The sequence below is a fragment of the Propionimicrobium lymphophilum DSM 4903 genome, assembly GCF_000423485.1.
GTDB classification, from domain to species: Bacteria; Actinomycetota; Actinomycetes; order Propionibacteriales; family Propionibacteriaceae; genus Propionimicrobium; species Propionimicrobium lymphophilum.
The window spans coordinates 14,539-29,791 of the sequence record NZ_AUIB01000007.1 but is presented as its reverse complement, the minus strand read 5'-3'; the positions used below and the strand labels follow the sequence as shown (position 1 = coordinate 29,791).

At 59.3% G+C, this 15,253-nt stretch carries 14 protein-coding genes; 2 read left to right on the top strand and 12 right to left on the bottom strand.

From position 1 onward, the window contains the following. Positions 1-44 precede the first annotated feature (44 nt). Positions 45-1,004, top strand: coding sequence for a type I pantothenate kinase (coaA, locus tag G556_RS0104990; RefSeq protein ID WP_016455573.1), 960 nt, complete (start codon positions 45-47; stop codon positions 1,002-1,004). A gap of 441 nt (positions 1,005-1,445) precedes the next feature. Here the strand turns inward: coaA and glmM are convergent, their stop codons facing one another. The 6 genes from glmM to G556_RS0104960 form a co-directional block, all read right to left on the bottom strand. Further along, the gene (gene glmM, locus G556_RS0104985; RefSeq protein WP_028821984.1) at positions 1,446-2,795 is read right to left on the bottom strand and encodes a phosphoglucosamine mutase; all 1,350 of its coding nucleotides are present in this window, start codon (positions 2,793-2,795) and stop codon (positions 1,446-1,448) included. Positions 2,796-2,883: 88 nt separating this feature from the next. Then, positions 2,884-3,585: an LmeA family phospholipid-binding protein gene (locus G556_RS0104980; protein ID WP_028821983.1), complete on the bottom strand. Its 702-nt coding sequence runs from the start codon at positions 3,583-3,585 to the stop codon at positions 2,884-2,886. A 1-nt stretch (position 3,586) separates the two neighbouring features. Then, entirely contained in the window at positions 3,587-4,321 is a 735-nt protein-coding gene (gene dapB / locus G556_RS0104975; protein WP_028821982.1) for a 4-hydroxy-tetrahydrodipicolinate reductase, read from the bottom strand. Positions 4,322-4,437: 116 nt separating this feature from the next. Then, positions 4,438-6,663 carry a polyribonucleotide nucleotidyltransferase gene (locus G556_RS0104970; protein WP_028821981.1) on the bottom strand — a complete coding sequence of 742 codons (2,226 nt, stop codon included), beginning with the start codon at positions 6,661-6,663 and terminating at the stop codon, positions 4,438-4,440. Positions 6,664-6,931: 268 nt separating this feature from the next. Then, positions 6,932-7,195 (bottom strand): 30S ribosomal protein S15, encoded by a 264-nt coding sequence (rpsO, locus tag G556_RS0104965; RefSeq protein ID WP_016455568.1) that lies wholly within the window; start codon positions 7,193-7,195, stop codon positions 6,932-6,934. 139 nt (positions 7,196-7,334) lie between these two features. After that, complete coding sequence (locus G556_RS0104960) at positions 7,335-8,261, bottom strand: bifunctional riboflavin kinase/FAD synthetase (protein ID WP_028821980.1); 927 nt, start codon at positions 8,259-8,261, stop codon at positions 7,335-7,337. Positions 8,262-8,346: 85 nt separating this feature from the next. Here G556_RS0104960 and G556_RS0104955 point away from each other — a divergent pair, with 85 nt between their 5' ends. Next, positions 8,347-8,949 (top strand): MarC family protein, encoded by a 603-nt coding sequence (locus tag G556_RS0104955; protein WP_028821979.1) that lies wholly within the window; start codon positions 8,347-8,349, stop codon positions 8,947-8,949. Between the two features lie 60 nt (positions 8,950-9,009). Here G556_RS0104955 and truB read toward each other — a convergent pair whose 3' ends face one another. The 6 genes from truB to rimP form a co-directional block, all read right to left on the bottom strand. After that, positions 9,010-9,885: a tRNA pseudouridine(55) synthase TruB gene (gene truB / locus G556_RS0104950; protein ID WP_028821978.1), complete on the bottom strand. Its 876-nt coding sequence runs from the start codon at positions 9,883-9,885 to the stop codon at positions 9,010-9,012. Continuing rightward, the gene (gene rbfA / locus G556_RS0104945; protein WP_016455564.1) at positions 9,878-10,318 is read right to left on the bottom strand and encodes a 30S ribosome-binding factor RbfA; all 441 of its coding nucleotides are present in this window, start codon (positions 10,316-10,318) and stop codon (positions 9,878-9,880) included. The genes truB and rbfA overlap by 8 nt, the downstream gene beginning before the upstream one ends. Before the next feature lie 7 nt (positions 10,319-10,325). Then, a complete protein-coding gene (gene infB, locus G556_RS0104940) occupies positions 10,326-13,193 on the bottom strand; it encodes a translation initiation factor IF-2 (RefSeq protein WP_028821977.1) in 2,868 nt (955 codons plus the stop codon). Between the two features lie 237 nt (positions 13,194-13,430). Continuing rightward, positions 13,431-13,643: a YlxR family protein gene (locus G556_RS11275; protein ID WP_081636638.1), complete on the bottom strand. Its 213-nt coding sequence runs from the start codon at positions 13,641-13,643 to the stop codon at positions 13,431-13,433. Then, positions 13,640-14,617, bottom strand: coding sequence for a transcription termination factor NusA (gene nusA / locus G556_RS0104935; protein WP_028821976.1), 978 nt, complete (start codon positions 14,615-14,617; stop codon positions 13,640-13,642). The genes G556_RS11275 and nusA overlap by 4 nt, the downstream gene beginning before the upstream one ends. A gap of 8 nt (positions 14,618-14,625) precedes the next feature. Next, a complete protein-coding gene (gene rimP, locus G556_RS0104930) occupies positions 14,626-15,144 on the bottom strand; it encodes a ribosome maturation factor RimP (protein WP_028821975.1) in 519 nt (172 codons plus the stop codon). Positions 15,145-15,253: the final 109 nt, after the last annotated feature.

Sequence of the window (15,253 nt, the reverse complement as noted above, 5' to 3'; positions counted from 1 at the left end):
AACTGTAATATTTTGGGAGCTTATCCGCCGGGACCCTAAGCTTGATGCAAATGAGTATCGCAGTCCGCCAGTCGCCTAACAGGCCCTGGCTAATCCTTCCAAGGCAGAGTTGGGCGCAACTGGCCCAAGCCTCGCACACGACGCTCGATAGCGCGACCCTTGAAAAACTCAGGGGCCTGCAAGACCCAACCAGCCTGCAGGACGTCGAAGAGGTCTACCTGCCGCTGACTCAACTTGTCGAGCTTTATCGCAAAAACACCGCGCGGATGTACTCGAATTCCAACGAATTCTTGGGCATCAAGCCCACCCGCACCCCGTTCGTGATCGGCGTAGCCGGTTCCGTCGCCGTCGGCAAATCCACCACTGCTCGGCTCCTCGCCGAGCTGCTGCGCAGGCAACCTTCCGCGCCGAAGGTGGATCTGGTGACGACCGATGGTTTTCTCTTCCCCAACGATGAGCTAGAGCGCCGCGGAATCCTTGATCGCAAGGGCTTCCCCGAAAGCTACGACCAGCGCGCAATGCTCGAATTCGTCATCGCGGTTAAATCGGGCAATCCGAGGGTGGTCGCGCCGAAGTATTCGCACCTCATCTACAACATCGTCAAGGACGACAAAATCGTCATCGAACAGCCAGACGTGCTAATCGTCGAGGGCCTGAACGTTCTGCAGCCCGCCACCATTCAACGCAATGGTCAGCGGCTCACCGTCAGCGACTTCCTAGACTTCTCCGTCTACGTGGACGCCGACGAGGCCGACATTCGCCGCTGGTACCTATCCCGCTTTCTAGCACTGCGCTCCAGCGCCTTCGCGGACCCGAGCAGCTATTTCCACAAGTACGCCACTCTGGACGACTCCGAAGCCCGAGAAACCTCGCTTTCGATCTGGGAGACCACTAACGGCCCGAACCTTCGAGCCAATATCGACCCGACCCGCGAACGCGCAACCGTCGTGCTACGCAAGTCCTCCGACCACTCGATCCGCCACGTGCGAATCCGCAAGATCTAGGCACCTACCCAGCGGCTATACGCTGTATCCGCAAAATCAACGGGAACCAAAAGATTCGACTACGAACTTTTCTGCACCCACTAAAAATTCTCAAATTAGCGGGAACCAAAAAGTCCGACTACGAACAATTTCTTCCACGTTAATTTTCACTGGCGACGCGGTGACCACTTTTAAAAGTGAGGGTGCTGGGCTGGGTTGGTTTGACGAGCATCGAGGCGTGGCGAGAGTGATAGCTCGTTCATCGCGCAAGCGATAAGAGATGAACGAAGACACGGCTACTCGCTCTACAAAGCAACCCAGACCAGCAACCGCCCAGAAGCTACAAGATCAACCACGATATGCGACACCAGACGAGGAGGCCCAAATCCAGCAGAAGGAAAAAACAAGTAGGACAGAAAAATGTCCCCGGAATCCTCCGGGGACATTTGAGATTTGTTGGTTTTACAGCGCGAGGCGTTCGGCGACCAGTTCGGCAAGGCGGTGTGCCACCTCGTCGGCCTTTTCTTGGGTCGGGGCCTCAACCATGACGCGGACCAGAGGCTCGGTTCCGCTCGGCCGCAGGACGACGCGGCCGGTCCCGCCGAGTTCCTGATTTGCGGAGGTCACGGCCTGGGTGATCTCAGGATCCAAGGAGGCGCGCAGCTTGTCGACGTTAGGGACGTTGATAAGCACTTGCGGCAGCTGCTTCATTACGCTGGCGAGCTCGGCAAGCGGTTTGCCCTGGCGGACCATGGCAGCTGCAACATGCAGAGCGGTCAAGACGCCGTCACCGGTGTTGGCGTATTCGCTGATAATGACGTGGCCGGACTGTTCGCCACCGAGGGTGAAGCCGTTTGCCTGCATGGATTCCAGCACGTAACGGTCGCCCACCTTCGTCTGGTCGATGCTGATGCCGTTGGCCTTCATGGCAAGCTTCAGGCCGAGGTTGCTCATGATCGTCGCAACCAAAGTGTCGCCGTGCAGTTTGCCCTGCGATTTGAGCGCTAGAGCGAGAATCGCCATGATCTGGTCGCCGTCGACTACGTTTCCCTCAGCGTCGACTGCCAAGCAGCGGTCGGCATCGCCGTCCATGGCGAAACCGGCGTCTGCACCATTTTCGATGACGGCCTTGCGAAGGCCATCGATGTGGGTGGATCCGGCGTTGTCGTTGATGTTCAGGCCATTGGGCTCCACGTTGATGCCGATGACCTCGGCGCCGGCCTTCTCGAAAGCCGGAACGGCAGTGTAGGAGGAGGAGCCGTTAGCCCCGTCCAAGACGACCCTCAGACCCTTTAGGGACTCACCATTCAGGCTTTCTGCGAGGTACTCGATGTACTTGCCGAGCAGTGTGTCGTCGAAGGTGATGTCGCCAACCTTGGCGCCGGTTGGCAGCTGCCACTTGGCGTCGAGCTGGCGCTCGATCTCGTCCTCGATCGCGTCATCAAGCTTAACGCCGCCACGCTGGAAGAACTTGATGCCGTTGTCGGGCATCGGGTTGTGGCTTGCGGAAAGCATGACGCCCAGGTCGAATTTTTCGCTAGCCACCAGGTGCGCAAGACCGGGGGTCGGCACTACGTCTACGTCGACGACGTCCACACCCGCGCTAGCCAGACCAGCACATACGGCGGCTTTCAGGAAAGACCCGGAGATTCGGGTGTCGCGCCCGACGATCGCGCGAGGACGCTTATCGCTAAACGCCCCAGCCTCGCCGAGCACGTGCGCAGCTGCCACCGAAAGTTTCAGGGCCAGATCTGCTGTTAAATCTATGTTTGCGACGCCACGGACGCCGTCAGTTCCAAATAGTCGTGCCATGAGTTATAAACTATCGCGATCTCAAGCGAGCTTCACCTTTGGCGCGCTAGGAAGTGGGGCTCGCCAACTCAAAAGGCAAGCCCGACGACTATGCCGGCAGCTCCAATCCGCTGACTGAAACGCCGACCACAAGTCCTTCTTCGGTGGGGGTCAAAGACTCGTAGGTCAAGCCGGGGGCCTCAGGCAGCGTAGTGGCCATCTGTTTCTGGGCCTCCTCGCTGTTCAATAGTTCCTCAGGAATCGTGAAGCCCGCGAACTGCGCCTTGACATCCTTGTAACGGATCTCGTTGCCGGCCAGCTCTAGGCCGAAAGTGATGTCCATCTTGGAGCTGGTGCCCATGATTTCCACGTTCCCTTTGGCCCCGACCCGCTCGTCGCCCGCGTAATACATGCTGAGCTCGTTACCGGTTTTCCTGGACAGTTCATCGTAGGAAAGCGTAAATGTGCCCAGCCCAGAATCAACCTTGCCGCTGCCCTCTTTCGGCAAGTACACAGTGTCGAAACTCAAGTCTGCTTTGGCAATGCGGAAGTCCTGGTCGGCAATGTACAGGTTGTCGGCCTGGAGCGTGCCGGAAGAGATTTTGTGGTTGAAAAAATACTTCATGAACGGGAAACCATCGAACTTCACGTTCGCGCCGGCAGGCCCCGATTCGCTTGAGAACTCCTGCATGATCTGATCGCGGGTGGCGATCTCGGCGTTTCGTTTGACCGCTGTATCCGCCACAACGAAGCCCACCGCAAGGGCGACCACGATCAAAATGCCGAGAATCCACTTGAGGGCAGTACGCAATTTAGACTCCTAAAAGTTCGTCTATGCCGATTGTCAGGCCAGGGCGATCGCCAATAGCGCGAACTGCGGCCAGGATGCCGGGCATGTAGCTGCCGCGATCGAATGAATCGTCGCGGACGGTCAACTGCTCGCCGGGGTTACCGAAGATGACCTCTTGGTGAGCGAACAGACCGCGGGAGCGAACCGCGTGGATGTGAACGCCGTCGATCTGCGCTCCCCTAGCCCCATTCGGATCTGTCTGGGTGGCATCGGGAATCTGCGCGCAGCCGGCCTTTTCTCGTGCCTGAGAGATCGCGCGGGCGGTGGTCTGCGCGGTACCCGATGGCGCATCTAACTTGTCGGGGTGGTGCAGCTCGATTATCTCTACGGACTCGAAGAACGGGGCTGCCTTCGCTGCAAAGCTCATCATCAGCACGGCAGCGATAGAGAAGTTCGACGCAATGAGCGCGTTCGCCTTGCTGGAAGCCTGCCATTTGCGAACCTTGTCGTACTTTTCGTCTGTGAACCCCGTGGTGCCAACTACGGTGTGGACGTTATTGCTCAGGCACCACTCGATATTGCCAAGAACCGCGTCGGGGACGGTGAAATCGATCGCCACATCCGCAGCTTTGGCCGGTTCGCGGTCCTCTCCTGCGTCAATCGCCGCAACCAGCTCCATGTCTTCGGCTTCTTCGACCGCCTGGCAAATGCGTTGACCCATGCGACCCTTTGCCCCAAAAACTGCAACCTTTATCACTTAGAATCTCCTCACTTCGTTACAACGAACACTACTAGGTGCTGGTGACAAAAATATGAATAAAAATTGGCGGCCCAGAGGGGCCGCCAATCAAAGTTATTTATTTATTTGAAGAATTACTCCTCGGATGCCTCGGCGTCCTCGGACTTTTCTTCTTCAACCACCGGGCTGAGCGACAGCTTGCCACGGTCGTCGATGTCGGTGATCTCAACCTGCAGCTTCTGGCCGACGCTGACGACGTCCTCGACGGACTCGACGCGATTGCCATCGTTCAGCTTGCGCAGCTTCGAGATGTGCAGCAGGCCATCCTTGCCCGGGAGCAAGGAGACGAATGCGCCGAAGTTGGTCAGCTTGACGACGGTACCCAGATAACGCTCGCCCTTCTGCGGCATGACAGGGTTAGCGATCGCGTTGATCTGCTTGCGCGCAGCCTCCGCGGACTCGCCGTTGTCGGCGCCGACGTAGACGGTGCCGTCCTCCTCGATGGAGATGTTGGCGCCGGTCTCGTCCTGGATCTGGTTTATGATCTTGCCCTTAGGCCCGATCACCTCGCCGATCTTGTCGGTCGGGATAGTGACGGTGATGATGCGCGGCGCGGTCTCAGCCATCTCGTCGGGCTCGTTAATTGCCTCGTTCATAACGTCCAGGATGGTGATGCGAGCCTCGTGAGCCTGCTTCAGGGCGGCAGCCAGAACGTCAGCCGGGATGCCGTTTAGCTTGGTGTCGAGCTGGAGGGCGGTGATGAAGCCCTCGGGGCCTGCAACCTTGAAGTCCATGTCGCCGAGCGCGTCCTCAGCACCCAGGATGTCGGTCAAGGTCAGGTAGTGGGTCTCACCGTTCTCGTCGGTCTCGCTCATCAGGCCCATTGCGATGCCTGCGACCGGGGCGCGCAGCGGAACGCCAGCATTCATTAGAGCCAGGCTGGATGCACAAACCGAACCCATGGAAGTGGAGCCGTTGGAGCCAACCGCCATCGAATTCTGGCGAATCGCGTAGGGGAATTCCTCGCGGGCCGGAAGAACCGGGGTGATAGCACGCTCGGCCAGGTGACCGTGGCCAACCTCACGACGTTTCGGGGAGCCGACGCGGCCAGTCTCACCGGTGGAATACGGCGGCATCTCGTACTGGTGCATGTAGCGCTTGGTGTTGTTCGGGCTCAGGGTGTCGAGCTTCTGCTCCATGTCGAGCATATTCAGCGTGGTGATGCCCATGACCTGGGTCTCGCCGCGCTGGAACAGCGAACTGCCGTGAACGCGTGGAATGATGCCAACCTGAGAGCTCAGCGTGCGGATGTCCTTGGGGCCACGACCATCGATGCGCTTGCCTTCCTTTAGGACGCGGTTGCGCACGATCTTCTTCTGAACTGCCTTAAAGGCGCCACCTATTTCGGCCTCGCGCTCGGCGAACTCCTCCTTGGCGACGAGTTCCTCGACGACCTTGTTCTTGAGTTCCTTCTCGGCGTCCTGACGCTCGAGCTTGTCGGCAATCTGCATGATGCGGTCCAGCTCGTCAGAGGCCAGCTTCTCGACTGCCTCGTAGACGTCATCTTCGTATTCCTTGAATACGGGGAATGGGTAGGTTTCCTTATTGACCTGCTCGGCGAGCTCGGCCTGAGCGTCGCAAAGAACCTTGATGAACGGCTTGGCAGCCTCAAGACCCTGGGCGACGACCTCTTCGGTCGGGGCGGTCTTGCCTGCGCGAACGTTGTCCCAAGTGGCGTCGGTGCCGCCAGCCTCAACCATCATGACGGCGATGTCGCCATCGGCCAGCACGCGGCCGGCAACAACCATCGAGAAGGTCGCTGAAGCGTCCTGCTCGTAGGTCGGGAACGCAACCCACTGATCGTCGATCAGGCTGATGCGGACGCCACCGATCGGGCCGCTAAACGGCAGGCCTGCGATCTGGGTGGACATCGAAGCCGCGTTGATAGCAACAACGTCGTACTGAACGTTCAGGTCCATGGCGAGCACGGTGACAACTACCTGAACCTCGTTGCGCAGGCCCTTAACGAAAGCCGGACGCAGCGGGCGGTCAATCAGGCGGCAAGCCAGGATGGCGTTGTCGCTGGGACGTCCCTCGCGACGGAAGAAGCTGCCCGGAATCTTGCCGATGGAGAACATCTTCTCCTCGACGTCAACAGTCAGCGGGAAGAAGTCGATGGATTCGCGCGGGGTCTTCTGCGCTGTGGTGGTGGAAAGCAGCATCGAGTCGCCATCCATGTAAACGGCGGCGGCGCCGTCGGCCTGCTGAGCCAGCAGACCGGTCTCGAAGCGCATTACGTGCTTGCCGAATTTGCCATTGTCGATAATGGCCTCAGAGTATTTGATTTCAGGTCCCTCCACGGGTCCTCCTTATGTAGTCGTAGCCGGGCGAATCTGCGCCTCGGCTGTTTTTAAGGGGGAAACCACGGGCCGGTCTTCGATCGAGGCCAACGGGCATTCTTCCCGGCAGCCACTACCGAGGACCAAACCGCATTCCCCAGTACCTATTTAGTTTTTCGCTTCCCCTTGCATTATCCACTTAACTCGGGGAACTTGGCATGCAGATTGTCCATTACACGCCAATGGGGAGCGACCGCTCGAGCAGCCACTCCCCAAATAAGTCAAAACGTCACCGGCGCAGACCCAACCGCTTAATGAGTTCACGGTAGTGGTTGATGTCTTCCTTAGCCACGTAGTTGAGCAGACGACGACGCTTACCAACCATCAGCATCAGGCCACGGCGAGAGTGGTGGTCGCCTTTGTGGACCTTCAGGTGCTCGGTCAGGTCGGAGATTCGCTTGCTCAGCAGCGCAATCTGAACGTCTGGAGAACCAGTGTCACCCGGGTGCGTTGCGTACTCTTCAATAATTTTGTTCTTTTCAGCTGCATCCATGAAGACAGCTCTCCTTTCAGTTTCCCGTTGCGCGGCGCAACTTAAGTTGCTCTTGGGCATCCGCGGCCGATCAGACGGCGATTGAATACTCTAGCAGTTTGGCGCCCAGCCACCTAAATCGCCTGGCAAGGCGAAGGACCTAGGCGGACGGGGCCAGCAGCTCGCGGGTTTTTTCCACGTCCTTATTCATCTGCTTGACGAGCTCGTCGACAGAGCTAAATTTGATCATTCCGCGCAGTTGGGCGACGAAGTCCACCGCGATCCACTTTCCGTAAAGCTCGAGGTCGTCGCGGTCTAGCACGTAAGACTCGACGCGTCGATTGAGAACGCCGTCGAAGGTCGGGTTGGAGCCAACGCTGATCGCGGCAGGCATTTTCACGTCCGGATCATCGAGCACTCTAACCCAGCCGGCGTAGACGCCATCCGCGGGCACCTCGTATTCGGAACTGATGGGCAGGTTCGCGGTCGGGAAACCGAGCAGTCGGCCGCGTTGATCACCGACGACCACCACTCCCCTGACCCGGAAATATCGCCCTAGATTAACCGCGGCAGTCTCGACGTCCCCGGCCTGCAGCGACTCTCTGATCGCGCTGGAACTGGCAACACGATTCTCGATCTCGGCCAGGGCAACCTCGTCTACGTCGAAGCCGTCTGAAAGACCGGCTGAATACTCGCGCAGATCCTGCGGAGTCCCTGCCGCCTTCTTGCCGAATCGGAAGTTCTCGCCGACGACTATTGCTGCCGGGTTCAGCGGCATCAAGATCGTCTCGATGAATTGCTGCGGGCTCCACCCGGAGATCTCTTCGGTGAACTGAACCACGCGGACCTCGTCGACGCCGTTGGAGGTCAGCAGATCCAGGCGTTCGGGCAGCGGGCACAGCAGCTTAGGTGTGTGCTCTGGATTAAAAATTTTCGTCGGATGCGGCCAGAAAGTAACCGCCAGCACGGGCAGCGGCCCCTCATCGTCCGTGAGGGCTGTTGCGTGTGCTCGGGCGCGATCGATCAGCGACTGGTGACCGAGATGGACACCGTCAAAGTTTCCGATCAACACCACGCTGCGGCGCATTGAGACCTCCGAAATCGATGAGTGAACCGCACATCAGCTTAGAGGCAAGAAGCGTGAATTAACCAACTGCGCTAATCTGCCTTGCGTGGAATTGTTTATCTCAGCTGCTGCAATCTTTATCCTCATCATGGATCCGCTCGGAAATATTCCGCTTTTCCTCACGGCTCTTCGCCACACGGTAGCCCGCCGCAGGCGCAGAATCGTGGTTCGAGAGTTGCTTATCGCGCTGGTCGTCATGCTCGTATTCTTGTTCGGCGGCCAGACGTTCATGAAGATTTTCGATGTCTCTCCACCTGCTCTGACTGTTGCGGGTGGCGTCATCTTGATGCTGATCGCGCTGCGCATGATCTTCCCGACGCCAACCTATTCGTTGAGCGAAAGGGTGCCGGAGGACGAGCCCTTCATCGTGCCGCTCGCCGTGCCTTACGTCGCCGGGCCAAGTCTGTTGGCGATGGAAATCGTGCTCGTCTCGCGCAACCCGGAGGGCATTGCTTGGTATCTGCTGGCGCTTATCGTCTCTTGGCTCGTCACCGCCATCGTGCTGTTCTTCTCGCAGTCCCTGATCAAGCTGTTTGGTGAAAAGACTTTGACTGCTATCGAACGCCTGATGGGCATGGTGTTGGTCATCGTGGCCGTGCAGATGACGCTGAACGGCATCGCGGATTACTTCTCGCTTGCCACCCACTAATCGGCTCAAACCGAAAAAGTCGCCCGAACTTCGGGCGACTTTTTAGATTCACCTGATTTATCAGATCAACACTGCAAGCGGCTTTGCGCCCGAGTCATCTGGTGCGTAGAGCGCGATCAGGTTACCTTCCGGATCGACCAAACCAGTTACTGGCCCCTCGACGGTGATGTCTAGCGGTTTGCCATAGCCGACGTTTCGCGCCTGAGCTTCGTCCACGTTTCGTACGGGAAAGCTAAACCGGGCGGCCTGAGCCATCGGCATCATGGCTTCTTCGCTAATGTCGTCGAGAGCCACCGCCTCCGCCAAGTTGTAGCGGCCAATCCTGCTGCGACGCAACATCGTCAGGTGGCCGCCGACGCCGAGCGCTTCGCCTAGGTCCCTGGCAAGTGCGCGAACGTATGTTCCAGAGCTCACTTCGACCTCGACATCAACATCCAAGACCTCGCCCAACTTGCGAACATCTAGCACGTCGAAGCGACTGACGGTCACTGGTCTGGCGGCTAGCGCCACGTCCTCGCCCTTTCGGGCCAGAGCGTAGGCGCGCTTCCCGTTCACCTTGATCGCAGACACCGAGCTGGGCACCTGCATGATGTCGCCTGTCAGCGGCTTGATTGCTTCGGCTAGCTGCTGCTCGCTGATGGAGCTTGCATCGCTAGCCTGGATCAGTTCGCCCTCTGCGTCATCTGTGGAGGTCGACTGGCCCAATCGAATGGTTGCAGAATAGGCCTTGTCGTGCAGCGCAAGATGACCCAAAAGCCTTGTTGCCTTGCCAACGCCCACGATCAGAACGCCGGTGGCCATCGGGTCGAGCGTGCCCGCGTGACCAACCTTCAACTTTCTTTTCCTAGCATCGAAGACCCGCCGGACCCGACCAACCACTTGCTGGCTGGTCAGCCCGGCGGGCTTATCGACAATCAGAATTCCAGAATCACTCATCAGCACGATATGGATCGGCGTCGCCGGCGAACTTATCGCCTCGTTGGCTGGCCAGCTGTTCGTCCGCGATGCGAACCCTGTCTAGGAGTTCTTCGATCTCGCGGGCGGACTCCTGGGAGCCGTCGGGGACGAAAGTCAGGGTCGGCACGAATTTCATACCGAGCTTCTTGCCTATGACGCTGCGCATCATGCCCTTGGCAGATTCGAGAGCCGCCGCCGTGTCAGTCTTGCCGTCCACGGCGTCCGCTTCGCGCCCGTCTAGGGACGAACCGAAATCGGTGTAGAAGACCGTAGCTTCACGACCGTCGCCGGTCACCCGAACGTCGGTGATCGTGACGAACCCTAGGCGGGGGTCCTTCACACGACGCTCGAGCAACTGCGCGATGATTTTACGAATCTGGTCTGCGATCTTTCCAATACGCGGATTAGTCATGCTTCTCCTAGTCGCGTGGCTTTTCCACCATCTCGTAGCACTCGATGACGTCACCGGTCTGGATGTCGTCGTAGTGCTCGAGGGTCACACCGCATTCGAAGCCCTCGCGGACCTCGGTGACGTCGTCCTTTTCACGACGCAAGGAGTCAATGCTGGTCTCGCGAACGACGACGCCATCGCGCAGCAGCCTTGCCTTGGCGTTGCGTCGGATGAGCCCATTCTCGACCATGCAGCCCGCGATGTTTCCAACCTTGGAGCTGCGGAAGATCTGACGAATCTCCGCCTGGCCAAGAGTCTTCTCTTCGTAGATCGGCTTGAGCATGCCCTTGAGAGCAGCCTCGATCTCGTCGATCGCGTCGTAAATGACCGAGTAGTAACGGATGTCGACGTTCTCGCGGTCCGCCAGCTTCGCGGCCTGAGCCGTGGGGCGAACGTTGAAACCGATGATGACGGCGTGCGGATCGCTCGCGGCTGCCAGCGAAACGTTGGTCTCGGTGATGGCACCAACACCGCGGTCGATGACGCGCAGGCTGACCTCGTCGCCGACCTCGATACGGCTCAGCGAATCCTCCAGGGCCTCGACGGAGCCGGCTCCATCGCCCTTCAGGATCAGCGTCAACTCGCTGGTCTCGCCCTTCTCGAGTTGTTCGAACAGCTCGTCGAGGGTCTTGCGGCGGCTGCTTGCAGCCTGCATTGCGGCGCGCATGCGTGCCTCACGCTTATCGGCGATCTGACGCGCGACGCGGTCGTCGTCGACGACAAGGAAGTTGTCGCCTGCACCAGGAACGCTGGTCAGACCGAGAACCTGAACCGGAGCCGAAGGCGGAGCCTCGTCCACGGATTCGCCACGGTCGTTGATCATCGCACGAACGCGGCCGTACGAAGATCCGGCGACGATGGACTCGCCCTTGCGCAGCGTACCGCGCTGGATGAGGACGGTGGCCACCGGGCCGCGACCCTGGTCTAGGTGGGCCTCAATAGCGACGCCCTGAGCCGGCATGTCCGGGTTGGCGCGCAGGTCTAGTGCCGCGTCTGCGGTTAGGACGATCGCCTCGAGTAGATCGTCGATGCCCTTGCCCGTGACCGCGGAAACATCGACAAACATCGTGTCGCCGCCGTAGTCCTCCGGAGTCAGTCCGAATTCCATCAACTGGCCGCGAACCTTGGCCGGATCGGCAGTAGGCTTATCGATCTTGTTGACAGCAACCACGATCGGAACATCAGCGGCCTTGGCGTGGTTCATCGCCTCGATTGTCTGAGGCATGACGCCGTCATCGGCCGCGACAACCAGAACCGCGATATCGGTCGACTTCGCACCACGAGCACGCATCTGCGTGAAGGCCTCGTGGCCCGGGGTATCGATGAAGGTGATCGGGCGAGTCTCGCCTTCCACCTCAGTCTCGATCTGGTAGGCACCGATGGACTGGGTAATGCCACCGGCCTCCTTAGCCTGAACGTTCGAGTGTCGCAGGGCGTCCAACAGCTTGGTTTTACCGTGGTCAACGTGACCCATAACGGTGACGACCGGCGGACGAGCGGACAGATCTTCCTCGCCGCCCTCGTTCTCGCCGAACTCGAGGTCGAAGCTTTCCAGCAGCTCGCGATCCTCGTCTTCGGGAGAAACTACCTGGATGTTGTAATCCAGCTCGGCGCCAAGGATCTCCAGTGTCTCGTCGGGAACCGACTGAGTAGCCGTGATCATTTCGCCCATGTTGAACAGCACCTGTACGAGCTGTGCTGCATCGACGTCGATCTTTTCGGCCAGATCGGTAAGCGAGGCGCCGCGACGCAGGCGAACGGTCTGACCGTCACCCTTGCGAATGCGTACGCCACCAATTACCGGTGCCTTCATTTCGTCGAATTCTTGCCTGCGCTGCTTCTTAGACTTGCGCTTGCGGCCACCGCTGCCGCGACCGAATGCACCCTGGGTGCTGCCGCGGAAGGTACGACCACGAGGCGGTGCACCTCCTGGACGTCCGAAACCGCCGGGGCCATTGTTGTTATTGGAGCGGCCTCCACGGCGTCCTCCGCGACCGCTCGAGGTCTTACTGAGAGCGTTATTTGCCCGCTTCGGCATCATCGCAGGGTTCGGCTTGGGCATTCCGGAAGTGCCGCCTGGACGAGGCATCGCAGGCGTGGCTGCACCGGAGCGCGGACGCTGCGAGCCACCGGAACCACGACGCTGCGAACCGTGACGGGACTGGCCCATGCCTTGCGTGGAGCTGAACGGGTTGTTGCCCGGACGCGGCTTGCCGCTGCTGCGGCGCACCTGATTGCTCGGCGCCGGCTTAGCCTTCGCAGCACTCTGGTGCGCAGTCTTCGGTGTAATGCGAGGACTGGGCTTCGGCGCTGGCTTGGCAGCAGGTTTTGGAGCCTGTGCAGGGCTCGAAGGCTTAGCGGCGGGCTTCTCGGCGCTGATCGGCTTCGAGGTCGACGGCACTACACCAGCCTGGCTGGGGCGAGGAGCGTTACGGGACGCGGTATTCGCACCAGGCATTGCAGCCGGCGTAGCTTTCGTAGCCGCCGATACGCTCTTGGCAGCCGGCTTAGCAGACGAAGTCTTTGCAGTCTTGTCGGCCTTTTCGGCAGCCACAGTCGCGCTCGGCTTTATCGGTTCTTTGGTTTCTACCGGAGCATTAGTCGCACCGGGCGCGGGTGCCTTACGGCTAGCCGCCTTAGACTTTGTGGGCGCCTTCTTGGCCTCGGCCTGGCCACCCTCTTGTTCGAACTTCTCCTTGACACGACGAACCACTGGGGCCTCGATCGTGGAGGAAGCGGAGCGAACGAATTCGCCCATGTCGTTAAGTTTTGCGATTAATTGTTTACTTTCGAGTCCGAGCTGTTTTGCTAGCTCGTAGACGCGGACCTTAGCCACTTATCTCCTTCAGGCCCAGCGTCTTTTTTGCGCGCCAGGGCCTCTAGTTAGTTGTAATGCTCATTTCGGCATACTCATCGAGTGTTCATGAGCGCTAGCCCACTTTCTTGCTGCATGGCCCATTGGCCACGACTAAATAGAGCGGTTAGGCGCGTGCAATTGCACACACGCAACCATTTTAGACCCTCGCGGCTTTTTCTTCTAACCGAGGGAAAACATACAAGCGCGGAATGGACGCTATGACTCGACCCGCGTGCGAAAACTTCTGGCGAAGCCACCCCTTTGAGCGCTCGTCAGGCAGACCTCGTCGGGGTGCACCCAGGCGCCCCTACCGGGTGCGCATTTGGACTGATCGGCCACCACTTTCCCGTCACGCAGTACATAACGGGAAAGTTCGCTTGGCTCGGCCTTCGCCCTGCAACCTACACAGGTGCGCAGCGGATGGTTCACCTTTCGGTCGACGCGGTGTCCGGCTTGATGTCAATGCGCCAGCCGGTAAGACGGGCGGCCAACCTGGCGTTCTGACCCTCGCGACCGATGGCCAAAGAAAGCTGGTAATCCGGCACGATAACGCGTGCAGCGCGCACGGTCTCGTCCACGACCTCAACGGAGCTGACCTTCGCGGGGCTCAGCGCGTTCGCCACGAACTGCGCGGGATCCTCGCTCCAATCGACGATGTCGATCTTTTCCTTGCCGAGCTCGTTGGTTACTGCCCTGACGCGCGCGCCCATCGGGCCGATGCAAGCGCCCTTGGCGTTCACATCCGGGTTGGCGGAATAGACGGCGATCTTAGAACGGTGACCCGCCTCGCGAGCGATCGCCTTAACCTCGACGACGCCATCAGCAATCTCAGGAACCTCGAGCTCAAAAAGCTTCTTAACCAGGTTCGGGTGGGTACGGCTGACGACGATCTGCGGGCCGCGCATCTCACGACGAACCGCAACGACGTACACCCGAAGCCTGCGGCCATGGGTGTACTGCTCGCCGGGGGCCTGCTCAGCTAGCGGCATGATTGCCTCGACAGTGCCTAGATCAACCCGAACCGTGCGGGAATCGCTGTCCTGCTGGACGACGCCAACCATGATGTCTCCCTCGGCCGCAGCAAATTCGCCGTACTTCTGCTCGTCCTCAGCCTCGCGCAAGCGCTGGAAGATGACCTGGCGGGCTGTTGAGGCGGCGATACGGCCAAAGTCGGAGGGAGTGTCGTCGTATTCGCCGATCTGGTTGCCGTCCTCGTCAGTCTCAGGAACCACCACCGAGACCTTTCCAGACTTGCGATCGAGATCGACGCGGGCACCCGAGACCGGGTGATCGGTCTTGTTGTAAGCGTTTAGCAGCGCGTCTTCCAAAGCCTCGACCAGGTAGTCGAGGGGAATTTCCTTGTCGCGTTCGATTGCCCGCAGAGCGGCCATATCGATGTCCATCAGATCTCCTATCCTTCGCGGTTCAGCTCGAGTTGAACCACGGCTTTTTCGATGTCTTCATAGGGGACGCTCAGCTGGTCCACATCAGGCTTTTTCGGTTTGGCTCCCTTTTTGGCCGGTTTCACCTCGGGGGCAACAACCACTACCGAGTCGTCGGCGCTGAGAATCCTGCCTAGAAGCTCCGGCTTGCCAGTCGCGTTTCCTTCACCCAGCGTGAACAGCACCAACCTGCTCGCGTTTCGCCTAAAGTGCACGGGTTTAGTGAGCGGCTTGGTAGCACCGCGACTGCTCACCTCGAGGGTGTAGGGCTGCTCGCCCATCACATCGGATTCGTCGAGCAGAGCGGAGATAGCACGGGTGGCGTCGGAAATCTGGTCCAGGTCTGGGCCATGCCCCTGAGGCCCGTCACCATCGACGTCCAGCCTCACTACCCTATTCTTACCGGCACGAACGACCTTAAGTTCGTCGATCTCTAAGCCTTGTTCTTGCAGGACCGGGGTCAGAAGTTGCGTCAATTCGTCGTTCACGGCGTAATCCTCTTGTCAGATCCTTAATTATCTTGGGTTAGCTTACAGGCCAAAACCGCCTTTAATTATAACGCGCTGCCAGCCGTTTCTCCCAAAGCGATAGGTTTTG

What these genes read in the sequence shown, in the direction of transcription:
- coaA (WP_016455573.1), top strand. Translation starts at nt 45, where the DNA reads ATGCAAATGAGTATCGCAGTCCGCCAGTCGCCTAACAGGCCCTGGCTA.
- glmM (WP_028821984.1), bottom strand. Translation starts at nt 2,795, where the DNA reads ATGGCACGACTATTTGGAACTGACGGCGTCCGTGGCGTCGCAAACATA.
- rpsO (WP_016455568.1), bottom strand. Translation starts at nt 7,195, where the DNA reads ATGGATGCAGCTGAAAAGAACAAAATTATTGAAGAGTACGCAACGCAC.
- G556_RS0104960 (WP_028821980.1), bottom strand. Translation starts at nt 8,261, where the DNA reads ATGCGCCGCAGCGTGGTGTTGATCGGAAACTTTGACGGTGTCCATCTC.
- truB (WP_028821978.1), bottom strand. Translation starts at nt 9,885, where the DNA reads ATGAGTGATTCTGGAATTCTGATTGTCGATAAGCCCGCCGGGCTGACC.
- rbfA (WP_016455564.1), bottom strand. Translation starts at nt 10,318, where the DNA reads ATGACTAATCCGCGTATTGGAAAGATCGCAGACCAGATTCGTAAAATC.
- nusA (WP_028821976.1), bottom strand. Translation starts at nt 14,617, where the DNA reads ATGGACATCGATATGGCCGCTCTGCGGGCAATCGAACGCGACAAGGAA.